Below are 13,276 nucleotides of genomic sequence, written 5' to 3' on the forward strand. Positions count from 1 at the left end.
TGGTCGGGACAGCGTAATGCTCCGCACACGCTGCGCGAAGAGGGCAGTGGGCCTCGGGACGGCCCGTTGCCGTCTTTCGCACCGAGCCGCATCCGGACCCGTCGGGCCCGGTCGGGCCGGATCAGGCCGACTCGGGCCGACTCGGGCTCGCTCGGACATGATCCGGAAGACACCTCTCAGGGGCGACCGACATCCCACACCCACGCGCCCCCCACCCACTTCCCCGGCCGCCCCAGCAGCAACTGCACCGTGCGGTGCAGCGCCGCGTCGTTGTCCTGGGGAGCGAGGACGATCACGCCGGCCTTCCAGTACGTCAGGTCGTAGCGGGCCTGCTCCTGCCACTGGGGGCCGATGGCGGGCACCTGGGCGCCGTAGCGGATGTCCCGCAGCAGGTTCGAGGTGTGCCGGGGGGAGGCACCGTAGATGCCGGTCCGGTCAGGGCCCCAGGGCCCGTTGAAGTAGCCGCCGGGGATATGGAAACCGAGGCCCGTGGAGGACTGCCAGTGCAGGGCGTCGGCGCTGCCGGGGTCGGGCAGCGGCACGGGCACCACCGACTCGCCGTCCCGTACGTAGTCGCGCCACATGCCCTCCGTGATGAAGGCCGGCACCTCGGCCCGGTCCCGCGTCGGCAGCGGTGTCGGCACGATCGGCAGCAGGGCCAGGGCCACGGCCGAGAAACCGAGCAGCTGGTCCGTACGGAGCGGCGTCGCCGCCAGCCGGTCGCACGCCATCGCGAGCAGCATGCCCAGCACCGGCGCGCAGACTATCGCCACGCGCCCCTCGATGACCGACTCGAAGAGCGGCTGGTGGGCCAGCGCCCGCCACGGGCCGGGCAGTATGACGTCCGTGTACGGGATACGGATCTTCGGCCCCAGCGAGAGCAGCGCCGCCGCCACCGCCGTGAACGCCAGCGCCTTGACGACCGCATGCCGCCACAGCCGCACGGTGATCGCGAAGGCGAGCGCGATCAGCGGCCATCCGTAGAAGGCGTTCTGCTCGGTACGGTTGAGCGCCAGCGGGTCGGCGGTCGTCTCGTCACCGAAGAGGGACCGGCCGGAGAACTCCAGCAGCGCCAGGGGGCTGTTCCCCGCGTGGTCGCCGTGCAGCACGCTGTGGTAGCTCTGCGGCCCGAAGAACTGCCAGTACAGCGGGAACGCGACCAGCGGCAGTGCCACCGCCGCCCCGATGCCCAGGCCCTTGAGCAGCGGCCGGGCGGCCGTCCGGGCGGCGTCGCGCCTGGCAAGGGCGTACGAGAGCGCGAAGAGCAGCATCCCCATCGCCGCGAGCAGCAGGGGCTCCTCGCCGAGGAAGATCTGGTACGCCGAGAAGAGCCCCAGCAGCACCCCGTCGCGTACGACGTGCCTGCCCTCGCACAGCCGGAGCGCCCGGTCGGTGATCACCGGGATCATGAAGAGGACCACGAAGTTGGGGTGGGCGTTGGCGTGCGAGACCATCGGGGGCGCGAAGGCGGCCACGGCGCCGCCGAGCGCGGCCGCCCACCGGTTGCGCACCAGCCATTTGCCGATCAGCCGGTACCAGGAGACTGCGGTGGCGGCGAGGCCGACGGTCAGCACGAGCGCCCAGGTCACGGTCGGCCCGAAGGCCAGGGTGACCGGTGTGAGCGGGACCGAGAGGCCGAGCATGACGGTGTTTGCCATCAGGTTCACGCCGTCGGGATAGTTCTGGAGGGTCGTGAACAGCGGATTCCGCAAGTGCGAGACGTTGTCCGCGGTGACCGCGAAGAACCACTCCCACTGGTTCTGGTCCTGCATGGAGTCGGCGAGGTAGCGGCGGTCGAGATCCGCCCACAGCCCGTGGTAGAGCAGCACGGACACCAGCAGGAACAGGCCGGCGACGACGAGATCCCCCCGCCGTGGCGCCCGTGCCCTCAGCCGGACGGCCCGCGCCTTCAGCCGTATCAGCTCGCCCAGCACCCCCACGTAGTCGGCCGGACCGACCTTGGAGCCGGCCTGGTGCGCCCAGCGCACCGGCACCTCCTCCACCGGCCAGCCCTGCAGCCGGAAGAACTGCAGGATCTCGACGTCGATCCCCCACCCGTCCAGGCGCGAGGCGGCGAAGGCGGCCCGGGCCTTGTCACCGTCGAAGAGCTTGAAGCCGCACTGGGTGTCCCGGATGCCGGGTACGGCGACGGCCCGTATGAGCCGGTTGCCCATCCGGCCCAGCCATTCGCGGAGCCGGTGCTGATGCCGCTCTATCGAGGATTCGGGGTGCGCGCGCGAGGCGATCGCCGCCGCCCGCCCCTCGGCCAGCTCCTTGTCCAGCCGCTCCAGCTCGTCGACCGGGGTGGCCAGATCGGCGTCGGTGACAAGCACCCGGCGCCCGTACGAGGCGAGCACCCCCAGCCGCAGGGCGTGGCCCTTCCCCCGGTTCCGCTCGCTGGTCACCAGCTGGATACGAGGCTCCCTGGCGGACGCGGCCCGCACGGCCTGGGCGGTTCCGTCCGTCGACCCGTCGTCGACGACGATCAGCTCCCAGTCGCCCCAGCGCCCCGGGTCCGCGCCCAAGTACACACGGATCGCCTCCAGGGTGGGTCCGAGCCGCCGCTCCTCGTTGTAGGCAGGGACGACGACGGTCAGATCGGTGCTCACGGGCGGGCCCGCTCCAGCCTCGCGGCCCACGCCAGCGCGTGCTCGTCGTACGCCTGAACCGCTTCGCGCGCGGCCTCGCCGTCGCCCCGGGTCACCGCGTCCGCCAGCTCGCCGTGTCCGCTCCACAGCACCTCGTCGAGCCGGCTGTGGCGGCGCAGGTGCGGGACGGCGAACACCCAGCACTGAACCCGTATGCGGTGCAGGAACTCCGAGATGTAGACGTTCCCGGCGAGCGCGCCCAGCTCGCGCCAGAAGCGAAGGTCGTAGCCGACGAGAATGTCCAGGTCGCCGACCCGGGCGGCCCGTCCGGCCTCCTCGGCCCGGCGCCGCACGGACACCAGCGCCACGCTGCCGCCGGCGTCCGGGCCGCGCTCGGTGATCCGCAGGAAGATCCCGTCGCCGATCAGCGACCGGGCCTCGACCATGCCGCGGTAGTCGTCGACGGAGAACTCGTGGACCCGGAAGCCGCGGTGCTGGTCGGAGTCGAGCAGCCCCTGCGCGGACAGGTCGACGAGCGCCTCGCGGACGGGGGTGGCGGACACCCCGTACTGCTCGGCGATCTGCTTCACCGTGAACTCCTGCCCGGGCTGCAGCCGCCCCGCGAGCACTTCGTCGCGCAGCGCGTCCGCTATCTGCTGCCGCAGGGTGTTGCGGGTGACAGCTCCGCTGCCGGCCATGGGGTCCGTCTCCTTCGTGGGCTTCGGACACCTTAGGCCAGGCAGCGGAATCGGTCTGTGACGCGAGACCCGGGCGGGCTCAGACGGTATGCGCGTCCGCCGCGGTCAGGGCTTCGTCCAGCAGGGTCAGGCCCTCCTTCGCCTCCGCCTCCGTGATCGTGCAGGGCGGGACGACATGGGTGCGGTTCATGTTCACGAAGGGCCACAGGCCGCTCTTCTTGCAGGCCGCCGCGAACTCGCCCATCGGGGCGTTGGCCGCCCCCGCCGCGTTGTACGGGACCAGCGGCTCGCGCGTCTCCTTGTTCCGTACGAGCTCCAGCGCCCAGAAGACGCCGAGGCCGCGCACTTCGCCCACCGAGGGGTGCCGGTCGGCGATCTCGCGCAGCCCCGGGCCGATGACGTCTGCGCCGATACGGGCCGCGTTCTCGACGATGCCCTCCTCCGCCATCACGCCGATGGTGGCGACGGCGGCGGCGCAGGCCAGCGGGTGACCGGAGTAGGTCAGGCCGCCCGGGTACGGGCGCTGGTCGAAGGTGGCCGCGATCTCCTGGGAAATCGCGACGCCACCCAGCGGGACATAGCCGGAGGTGACGCCCTTGGCGAAGGTGAGCAGGTCGGGGGTGACGTCCCAGAGGTCGGCCGCGAACCACGTGCCGGTACGGCCGAAGCCCGCCATCACCTCGTCGAGGATGAAGACGATGCCGTGCCGGTCGCACAGTTCGCGGACACCTGCCAGGTAGCCGGGCGGCGGCGTCATGATGCCGGCCGTGCCCGGGACTGTCTCGAGGATGATCGCGGCAATCGACTGCGGACCCTCGAAGGCGATGGTGTCCTCGAGGTGCTGCAGGGCGCGCTCACATTCCTGCTGCTCGGTCTCCGCGTGGAAGGTCGAGCGGTACAGGAACGGGCCCCAGAAGTGCACGACACCCGCCGAGGCCGTGTCGGACGGCCAGCGGCGCGGGTCGCCGGTCAGGTTGATCGCGGCGGCCGTGGCGCCGTGGTACGAGCGGTAGGTGGAGAGCACCTTCGTACGGCCCGTGTGCAGACGGGCCATGCGGACGGCGTTCTCGACGGCCTCGGCCCCCCCGTTGGCGAAGAAGATCTTGTCGAGGTCGCCGGGGGTGCGCTCGGCGATGAGGCGTGCGGCCTCGGAGCGAACGTCCACGGCGAAGCCCGGCGCGAGGGTGCAGAGCCTGGTGGCCTGCTCCTGGATCGCGGCGACGACCTTCGGGTGCTGGTGGCCGATGTTGGTATTGACCAGCTGGGAGGAGAAGTCGAGGTACCGGTTGCCGTCGTAGTCCCAGAAGTACGAGCCCTCGGCGCCGGCGACGGCCAGGGGATCGATCAGGCCCTGGGCGGACCAGGAGTGGAACACGTGCGCGCGGTCGGCGGCCTTGACGGCGGCTCCCGCTCCGGGATCGGCGTGAGGGGTCATGGCCACAGGCTAAGAGTCCACAAGGTGGACGGGACATCGGCGTCCTGTACGGCGCTCGGCGGCTCGCCGCGACAGTGTGTCGGCCTGATTCCGGGGATCTTCGGGGGGATCTCTCGGGGCCCTCCTCACCTTGACAGCATGCTGTCTATTTGACAGGATACTTACATCGGCATCACGGGGGTCGCGATGAAGGAGCTGTTATGACCAGCAAAACCGTCTACTTGGCCGTCTATCCCACGTTCGCCGACTGGGAGACCGGTCACACCACCGCGCACCTCGCCCAGCACGGCTACGCGATCAGGACCGTCGGCCCCTCTCTCGATCCCGTCAGCACCATGGGCGGCGTCCGCATCCAGCCCGACGTCTCGATCAACGACGTACACCCCGGTTCCGATGCGGACGTATCGATGCTGATCCTCACCGGCGCCGAGCTCTGGGACATGGGCGACGAACTCGCCCCCTTCGCCCGCAAGGCGCGCGAGTTCCTCGCGGCCGGAGTGCCGGTCGCCGCGATGTGCGGGGCCACCGCCGGGCTGGCCCGCGAGGGGCTGCTCGACGATCGCGCGCACACCAGCGCGGCGGCCGGCTATCTCGCGGCCACCGGCTACGAGGGCGGCCGGCGGTACGTCGACACGGACGCGGTCACCGACGGCGACCTCATCACGGCGGGTCCGACGGAGCCCGTCGCGTTCGCCCGCGAGGTCTTCGGCAAACTCGGTGTGTACGAGGGCGAGGTGCTGGACGCGTGGTACCGGCTCTTCCACGACTCCGACCTGAGCGCGTACGAAGTCCTCATGGCCGCGGAAGGAGCAGGCGTTGAATGACCGCACGGAGCAGGACCTGCTCAGCCGGACGGCGCTGGACGTGTTCAGGCTGAACGGGCAGTTCCTGTCCGTCTCCGAGGAGCTGGCCAGACCCGCGGGGCTCACCGCGGCCTGGTGGCAGGTCCTCGGGGCGGTTCTGAACGAGCCGCTGCCGGTCGCCGGCATCGCGCGCGCCATGGGGATCACCCGGCAGAGCGTGCAGCGGATCGCGGACCTGCTGGCGGAGAAGGGGCTCGCCGAATACGTACCGAACCCCGCGCACCGCAGGGCCAAGCTGCTGCGGCCGACCGAGGAGGGCCGGGACGCGATACGCAGGATCGGCCCGGGCCACGCGGAGCTGGCGGGGCGGCTCGCCGACACGCTCGGCGAGGGCGGACTCGCCGAGACGGTACGGGTGCTGGAGAGGTTGTCGAAGGCGATGGAAACCCTGTCCGAGCCCACGGATTCAGGTGCGGGTCACCTACGACCCTGGTGATCTCCTCGGCGCCCCAGGGAACCGGCTTCACACTCATGGCTGTCTCCTCGGACACGGGACGGGGTGGAGGCCGTGATCGCGGGATCGGCACCAGGGTCGGCTACAGGTCAGTTCCTGACCTTTTCCATGGTCCTCCTGGGCGGTGTCCGCGGCACTATCCTCAGCCCGTTGAGCTTGTCTTGCGCGGGGGAGGGACTGCCGGCATGGAGAGAACGGGACCCGACGACCCACAACGCATCGGTGCCTACCGGTTGTTGGCCCGACTCGGCGCCGGCGGCATGGGGCAGGTCTACCTGGCCCGCTCCGACCGCGGCCGTACGGTCGCGGTCAAGCTGGTGCGCGGGGAACTGGCCGCGCAGGAAGAGTTCCGCGGCCGCTTCCGCCAGGAAGTGCAGGCCGCGCGCCGGGTGGGCGGTCAGTGGACCGCGCCCGTCCTCGACGCCGACACCGAAGCGCCGGTGCCGTGGCTCGCGACGGGGTACGTCGCCGGGCCCAGCCTCCAGACCGTCGTCTCCACCGACCACGGCCCGCTGCCCGAGAGGTCGGTGCGTATCCTCGCCGCCGGACTCGCGTACGCGCTCCAGGACATCCACGCGGCCGGTCTCATCCACCGCGACCTCAAACCGTCGAACGTCCTGATCACGATCGACGGCCCGCGAGTCATCGACTTCGGCATCGCCCGCGCCCTGCAGACGGTCACCGACGGCGGTCTGACCCGCACCGGCGCGCTGGTCGGCTCGCCCGGCTTCATGGCTCCCGAGCAGGTACGCGGCACTCCGGTCACCCCGGCGTGCGACGTGTTCTGTCTCGGTTCGGTACTGGCTTACGCGGCGACCGGCGCCCTGCCCTTCGGCGCGGCCGACAGCGGAGTACACGCGCTGATGTACCGGATCGCCGAGGAGGAGCCCGACATCTCCGGGCTCCCGGAGCCCCTGCGGGACCTGGTGCACGACTGCCTGCGCAAGGACCCGGCCGCGCGCCCCACTCCGGCGGACATCCTGGCCCGGGTCGGCGCCAATGACACGGTGTGCGACGGGCGGGCGCTGGAACCCTGGCTTCCGGCCGCACTCGTGGCCCAGCTGGGACGCCACGCGGTGCAGTTGCTGGAGGCAGAGGACTCCGGCCCGGCGTCCCCGTCACAGGCGGTGCACGCGATGCCGACGGTCATCGGCCCTCCGACGCCGCCTCCTGCCCACGCCCCGGCACCGCCGCCACCGGCGTATGCGCATCCGCATCCGGCGCCCCCGCTGTACGGGTATCCGCACCCCTCGCACGGGTACGGCCCCACACCCCCGTACGGCCCTCCGCCGACTCCGGAACAGCCGCCGCGCAACGGCCGGTCGACCGCCGCGCTGGTCGCGGTGGCGCTGGTGGTCGCACTGGGCGCGGGCGGCGGGGTGTACGCCGTCATGAGCGACGGCCACGGCGAGAAGGACCCGGCTGCCTCCGGCACGCGTACTGGCACGACCGACCCGAAGCAGTCGACGACGTCGGCGTCCCCGACTCCGTCCGCGTCGAAGTCCACCTCGCGAGACGGCGGCGTCCCCCTCGAGTACGTGGGGACCTGGCGGGCCGGCTTCGAGACGGACGACGGTGAGCACACCCGTGTCCTGACGATCGGCCAGGGCGAGTTGGGCGACACGGTGATGAACCTGACGGGTGAGGGCCCGACCTACACCTGCCGCTGGACAGCCACGCTCCGGGCTCCCGGCCCACCGCTGGAACTCAACCCGTCCCAGGTCGTCTCCGGCGACCCGGTGGACTGTGCACCCGGCCAGTGGAGCCGGCTGGACATGCCGGACGAGCGGACTCTGGTGCGTGAGCTGGTGGGCAGTACGGGCGCGCCCGTCAGGTACACGAAAGCCGACTGACGGAAGAAACTCCCCGCCGAGGGCTGTAAGGCAGCGCGAGTGCCGGACACATACAGGGTGTGAGGCATTCAGCAGCGGCTCCGGACCCTGGGGAGGGCGGGCGATTGGACGAGTGGAGCAGGTTCGAAACGGTCTACCGGGACACCTGCGTGCCCGTGCTCCGGTTCCTTCGGCGCAGGCTGCCGCACGAAGCGGCGGAGGACGCGCTGTCCGAGGTGTATCTGACGGCTTGGCGCAGGAGGGCCGAGGTCAGGGGTGAACCACTGCCGTGGCTGTACGGGATCGCCCGGCTGGTGGTGGCGAACACGGTGCGGTCCACCGGCCGCAGGTACCGGCTGAGGGAGTTGATGCTGGCAGCCGGCGACGACCGTCCGGCTCCGGCCGCCGAGCAGAGCGCCGTGGACCGTCTCGGGACCCAGTCGGTACCCGACACCGACGGCAGCACATCATCGGCCTCGGCGATCACCACGCCGTCGGCAGGCGTACGCGATTCGGATCCGGGCATCCCGATCCATGTCCCGACCAGCGACCCGACCACGACAGTGGCGGCCAGGGCGCCCAGCATTCTGCTGCGCGTGAGCTGCATCTTCCGCCCCCTCAGTAAGCCGCGTTGATCATGGACTTGTTGTGCGCACCGATCGAGGCCACTGCCGACGGCGTCACCATGCAGGCCAGCCGGGAGTCCGTCTGGCTCAGCCTCGGCGAAGCGTTCCGACCATGCGGCAACCCGACCGCGTGGCCCGTCTCATGGCACGTGGTGCTGGCCGGCGGATTGGCCGCGGCGAAGCGGACGTAATGCTGGTCGCACTTGTTGCCTCCGACCGAATCGTTGCACCAGGCGATGCCTCGGCTGCCCGAAGGCGTGGAACCCGCCTGGTAAGCGATGTCCGCTCATCGGTCACACGCGCCAAGCAACGACCCCATGGCCCACTACCGGTTCGGATGATCTTGCGCGTTCCGGCGTGACCTTTGAGCCGATCGGATGGATACGCAGTTCGGCATGGGATCCGATGAACACGCAAGGCGAGGAAAAGAAATGAAGACCAGGCTGATTTCTTGTGGCGCGACGATGCTGGCGTCAGTACTGCTGGGCGGCGGTACCGCGTACGCCGACGAGACGCACGCCGGCTCGCACAACGCGCCTCGCGTGTCACTGATCTCCACGGGTCAGATCGACGACCCGCTCGAGGACGTCCTGGAGCACGCCACGGTCCTCGGCAGGACGTACGTCATCGGCTGACACCCGCTCCACCCTTGCCCACATACACCTGAGGTGCGCGCCCGAAGGGCACGCACCTCAGGTTCCGGCCGACGGCCTGCCGTGCTTCTGCCGCTGCCTCAGATGAACGAGTTGATCTCGATCGTCTCCGTGCGGCCCGGGCCCACGCCGATCGCCGAGATCGGCGCGCCCGACATCTCCTCCAGCGCCTTCACGTACGCCTGCGCGTTCTTCGGCAGGTCCGCGAAGGTCTTCGCCTTGCTGATGTCCTCGGTCCAGCCGGGCAGGTACTCGTACACCGGCTTCGCGTGGTGGAAGTCGGACTGGCTGTACGGGAGCTCCTCGACGCGCTTGCCGTCGATCTCGTAGGCCACGCAGACCGGGATCTGCTCCCAGCCGGTCAGCACGTCCAGCTTGGTGAGGAAGAAGTCGGTCAGACCGTTGACCCGGGTCGCGTACCGGGCGATTACCGCGTCGAACCAGCCGCAGCGGCGGTCACGGCCGGTAGTCACGCCGCGCTCGCCGCCGATGCGGCGCAGCGCCTCGCCGTCCTCGTCGAACAGCTCCGTCGGGAACGGGCCCGCGCCGACGCGGGTCGTGTACGCCTTCAGGATGCCGATGACCCGGCTGATCTTCGTCGGTCCGACGCCCGAGCCCGTGCAGGCACCGCCCGCGGTCGGGTTCGAGGAGGTGACGAAGGGGTATGTGCCGTGGTCGACGTCGAGCAGCGTGCCCTGGCCGCCCTCGAACAGGACGACCTTGCCCTCGTCGATGGCGTTGTTGAGGATCAGGGTGGTGTCGGCGACGAACGGGCTCAGCTGGTCGGCGAAGCCCAGCAGCTCCTCGACGATCTTCGCGGAGTCGATCGCGCGGCGGTTGTAGAGCTTGGCGAGGATCTGGTTCTTGAAGTCGAGAGCGGCCTCGACCTTCTGGGTCAGGATGGACTCGTCGTAGAGGTCCTGGACCCGGATACCGACACGGTTGATCTTGTCGGCGTAGGCCGGGCCGATGCCGCGCCCGGTGGTTCCGATCTTGCGCGAGCCAAGGAACCGTTCCGTCACCTTGTCGACGGTCGTGTGATACGGCGTGATCAGGTGAGCATTACCGCTGATCAGGAGCTTGGACGTGTCGACGCCTCGCTCGTTCAGCCCGCTCAGCTCGGAGAGCAGGACCGCCGGGTCGACAACGACTCCGTTACCGATCACCGGAGTGCATTCCGGCGTGAGGATTCCGGAAGGGAGGAGATGGAGCGCATACTTCTGGTCGCCCACGACGACCGTGTGACCGGCGTTGTTACCGCCCTGGTAGCGCACCACATAATCCACAGATCCACCGAGGAGGTCGGTGGCCTTTCCCTTGCCCTCGTCACCCCACTGAGCACCGAGCAGCACAAGTGCGGGCACAGGCGTACACCCCTTCCGGGCGGGGCATGTCCAAGGTCAGGGGGCGTACGACGATGTACACCGCAGGACTGAGCCGTCGGACCGGTACCCCGGAATAGACGAAGCCCCTGGCGCAATAGCGCAAGGGGCTCTTGCACAAAGATGCTACCCGAGGAAGGACCGAGGTGTCGGCTCCAGAGCCCACCATGAGCCACGCAGGACCCGTCGACCCCCTGCTCGTGCTCGTCGACCCGGTCGCGCGCCGCCTCGACGGCGAGTCCGTACGGATCGCGAAAGACGTGCTGTGCGCGGGGGCCACCGCGAAGGTCTGCCTGCCGGACGGCCCCGAGGAGTTCGCGCGGGCGCTCGCCCGCCGGGGCAGTCGCCGCCCCGTGCTCGTGGGTGACGACCGGACCCTCACACGGACGGTGTCCCTGCTGCACCGCGAGCGCGAGCTGGACTGCGGCGCGCTGTCCCTGGTGCCGGTGGGTGCCCCCGCCACCCTCGTGCTGGCGCACTCGCTGGGCGTGCCGGTGAGCACGGTCGCCGCGGCCCGTGCCGTACTGGACGGTGCGGAACGGCGCCTGGACCTGCTGGTGGACGACAGCGACGGGGTGGTGCTGGGCCACATGCGCATCCCGGCGTTCATGGCCAGGCCGGCGCCCGCCGGATCGGTGTCGGTGTGGCATGCCTGCCGGTCGCTGGTACGGACCCTGGTGCGGCCCGCACCGGTCACCGCCGGGCAGCCCGCGGGTACGTACCGGCTGCGGGTCGAGGCTGACGGGGTGCTGCTCAGCGATCTGGACCAGCCGGTCGAGGACGTGTCGCTGTCGTCGCGGGGCGGCCGGGCCGAGGTGGTCGTACGTCGCCGGGAGGCCGATCCGGTACGGGCGCGGGCGCTCGCCGTGACGGTGTCCGGGGCGGACTTCCGCTACCGCGCGGACGTGGTGGTGGCCGGACCGGTGCGGACGCGGACATGGACGGTGCGGCCGGGGGCGTGGTCGCTGACGGTGCCGGCTTCGAGCGCCCTGTAGGCCATGACCGGGCGATCTCGTCAGGCCGGTTGATCGCCCGGTCCAGCCACGGTGCATCTCCTTCTGGAGAAAATCGAAAAAGACCGCGCGCTGTACGGCGCCCAGGGCAGCGGTGGCGTCCTGGGCGGTGGTCGGGACCTGCCTCGCGCTCGGCTGGATCGGCCCGGCGCAACCGGGGCCCCTGGTGGGCGGCCCCCGTAGGCGCGGCGCCGGATCCTGGCGGAGTCCGGAGCCGCACCTCTTCGCGTCCGGACAGGTCCGAGCGGGGCCGGCGGGGCCGGCCGGGCCGAAGGTCCATGGCGACCGCACGCCCGCCCGCCCAGGCGGTCAGACCACGACCAGCATCTCCTTGAGCCCGCGGATCACATAGCCCGGGTTCCACTCGGGCTCGGCTGCGAGCCGGAGCGAGGGGGCTTTGCGGAGCAACGTACCGAAGGACGCGGCCAGCTCGAGACGGGCGAGCGGGGCGCCGAGGCAGAAGTGGATGCCCGCGCCGAAAGTGATGTGCGGGTTGTCCTTGCGGGAGAGGTCGAGGGCGTCCGGGTCCTGGAACCGGGCAGGATCACGGTTGGCCGAGCCGAAGAGCAGCGCGACCTCGGAGCCGCGTGGGATGACGGTCCCGCCCACCTCGATGTCGTCCAGCACCCAGCGCTCGAACATCTGCAGCGGCGTGTCGAAGCGCATCAGCTCCTCCACGGCCGTGGGCAGCAGCGCGTCCGGGGCGGCTCGGAGGACGGCGAGCTGCTCGGGGTGGCGGAACAAGGTCCACCAGCCGTTGGCTGTCGTGTTCACCGTCGCCTCGTGGCCCGCGTTCAGCAGCAGCACGCAGGTGGAGATCATCTCCTGCTCGCTGAGCCGGTCGTCCTCGTCGTGCGCGGCGATCAGCGCCGAGACCAGGTCCTCGCCGGGGGCCGTGCGCCGTACCGCGATCAGCTCCCGCAGATACGCCGAGAACTCGACGGACGCCCGCACGGCACGGGCGGCTGCCTCCTCCGTGGGATTCAGCTCGAACATGCCGACGATGTCCGCCGACCAGGGACGCAGGAGGGGTCGGTCGGGCTCGGGAATGCCGAGCATCTCGGCGATCACGGCCACGGGCAGCGGCTCGGCCACGGCGGCGAGCAGATCTCCGCCGCCGTCGGCGACGAGGCCGTCGACCAGCTCCTCGGCCAGCCGGTGCACGGTGGGGGCGAGCCGTTCGACCGTACGGGGGGTGAACGCCTTCGACACCAGCCGCCGTATGCGGGTGTGGTCCGGGGCCTCGAGATCGAGCAGCCCGTTGCCGTTGAGGACGTGAAAGGGCTCGTGAGCGGCGGGCGGAGGCGTACGGCCGAACTCCTCGTGCGTGAAGCGGTGGAGGTACGTCCGGCCGAGCCGGCGGTCGCGCAGCAGGGCGCTGACGTCGGCGTAGTGCGGGATCAGCCACTGGTTCGTCGGCGCGAAGCGGTGCGCCCGGCCGCGGGCGCGGAGGTCGGCGTAGGCGGGGTAGGGATCGGCCACGAACTGGGGTGACCAGGGATCGAAGGCTGCCATGCGTGGACGCTACCCCCACCTGCGCCGATACGGTCGCCCCGAGTCCTGGGCGGGCGGTCCCGGGCAGGCCTGGGCGGTCCGGGGCAGGCCTGCGATCTCGCGCCGGCGGGGCGGCGCGCCGGCCGAAGCCGGCCCGCCGCCCTCATCCGGAGCCTCAGCAGCTGTGGTTCACGAGTAGGCGGCTCCCACGGGCAGGCCGCTGCCCGGGCGCGCGAGG

Annotated in this window: 11 protein-coding genes; 6 read left to right on the top strand and 5 right to left on the bottom strand. The window is 70.8% G+C overall.

The window, feature by feature from the left end:
* Positions 1-176: 176 nt before the first annotated feature.
* From AB0M62_RS04950 to AB0M62_RS04960, 3 genes are all read right to left on the bottom strand, one after another.
* A complete protein-coding gene (locus tag AB0M62_RS04950) occupies positions 177-2,609 on the bottom strand; it encodes a dolichyl-phosphate beta-glucosyltransferase (protein ID WP_366072716.1) in 2,433 nt (810 codons plus the stop codon).
* Entirely contained in the window at positions 2,606-3,286 is a 681-nt protein-coding gene (locus AB0M62_RS04955; RefSeq protein WP_366072717.1) for a GntR family transcriptional regulator, read from the bottom strand. Before AB0M62_RS04955 ends, AB0M62_RS04950 begins: the two co-directional genes overlap by 4 nt.
* 79 nt (positions 3,287-3,365) lie before the next feature.
* Entirely contained in the window at positions 3,366-4,721 is a 1,356-nt protein-coding gene (locus AB0M62_RS04960; protein ID WP_366072718.1) for an aspartate aminotransferase family protein, read from the bottom strand.
* Positions 4,722-4,921: 200 nt separating this feature from the next.
* Here AB0M62_RS04960 and AB0M62_RS04965 point away from each other — a divergent pair, with 200 nt between their 5' ends.
* From AB0M62_RS04965 to AB0M62_RS04985, 5 genes are all read left to right on the top strand, one after another.
* A complete protein-coding gene (locus tag AB0M62_RS04965) occupies positions 4,922-5,545 on the top strand; it encodes a DJ-1/PfpI family protein (protein WP_366072719.1) in 624 nt (207 codons plus the stop codon).
* A complete protein-coding gene (locus AB0M62_RS04970; RefSeq protein ID WP_366072720.1) occupies positions 5,538-6,020 on the top strand; it encodes a MarR family transcriptional regulator in 483 nt (160 codons plus the stop codon). Before AB0M62_RS04965 ends, AB0M62_RS04970 begins: the two co-directional genes overlap by 8 nt.
* A 203-nt stretch (positions 6,021-6,223) precedes the next feature.
* Positions 6,224-7,891, top strand: a complete 1,668-nt coding sequence (locus AB0M62_RS04975; protein ID WP_366072721.1) for a serine/threonine-protein kinase — start codon at positions 6,224-6,226, stop codon at positions 7,889-7,891.
* Positions 7,892-7,995: 104 nt separating this feature from the next.
* Entirely contained in the window at positions 7,996-8,505 is a 510-nt protein-coding gene (locus AB0M62_RS04980; protein WP_366072722.1) for a sigma factor, read from the top strand.
* Between the two features lie 422 nt (positions 8,506-8,927).
* Positions 8,928-9,131, top strand: coding sequence for a hypothetical protein (locus AB0M62_RS04985; protein ID WP_366072723.1), 204 nt, complete (start codon positions 8,928-8,930; stop codon positions 9,129-9,131).
* Between the two features lie 98 nt (positions 9,132-9,229).
* On the opposite strand, the gene AB0M62_RS04990 is transcribed toward AB0M62_RS04985, so the two are convergent.
* A complete protein-coding gene (locus AB0M62_RS04990) occupies positions 9,230-10,513 on the bottom strand; it encodes an adenylosuccinate synthase (RefSeq protein ID WP_366072724.1) in 1,284 nt (427 codons plus the stop codon).
* Between the two features lie 185 nt (positions 10,514-10,698).
* Between AB0M62_RS04990 and AB0M62_RS04995 the strand changes: the two genes are divergently transcribed.
* Positions 10,699-11,526 (top strand): diacylglycerol kinase, encoded by an 828-nt coding sequence (locus tag AB0M62_RS04995; RefSeq protein WP_366072725.1) that lies wholly within the window; start codon positions 10,699-10,701, stop codon positions 11,524-11,526.
* 327 nt (positions 11,527-11,853) lie between these two features.
* Here AB0M62_RS04995 and AB0M62_RS05000 read toward each other — a convergent pair whose 3' ends face one another.
* Positions 11,854-13,059 (bottom strand): cytochrome P450, encoded by a 1,206-nt coding sequence (locus tag AB0M62_RS05000; protein ID WP_366072726.1) that lies wholly within the window; start codon positions 13,057-13,059, stop codon positions 11,854-11,856.
* Between the last annotated feature and the right edge of the window lie 217 nt (positions 13,060-13,276).

The organism is Streptomyces sp. NPDC051219, assembly GCF_040682335.1.
Taxonomy (GTDB): Bacteria; Actinomycetota; Actinomycetes; order Streptomycetales; family Streptomycetaceae; genus Streptomyces.

Excerpts from the sequence above, each read along its gene's own strand:
- AB0M62_RS04955 (WP_366072717.1), bottom strand. The coding sequence starts at position 3,286 with ATGGCCGGCAGCGGAGCTGTCACCCGCAACACCCTGCGGCAGCAGATA.
- AB0M62_RS04960 (WP_366072718.1), bottom strand. The coding sequence starts at position 4,721 with ATGACCCCTCACGCCGATCCCGGAGCGGGAGCCGCCGTCAAGGCCGCC.
- AB0M62_RS05000 (WP_366072726.1), bottom strand. The coding sequence starts at position 13,059 with ATGGCAGCCTTCGATCCCTGGTCACCCCAGTTCGTGGCCGATCCCTAC.
- AB0M62_RS04975 (WP_366072721.1), top strand. The coding sequence starts at position 6,224 with ATGGAGAGAACGGGACCCGACGACCCACAACGCATCGGTGCCTACCGG.
- AB0M62_RS04995 (WP_366072725.1), top strand. The coding sequence starts at position 10,699 with ATGAGCCACGCAGGACCCGTCGACCCCCTGCTCGTGCTCGTCGACCCG.
- AB0M62_RS04965 (WP_366072719.1), top strand. The coding sequence starts at position 4,922 with ATGACCAGCAAAACCGTCTACTTGGCCGTCTATCCCACGTTCGCCGAC.
- AB0M62_RS04985 (WP_366072723.1), top strand. The coding sequence starts at position 8,928 with ATGAAGACCAGGCTGATTTCTTGTGGCGCGACGATGCTGGCGTCAGTA.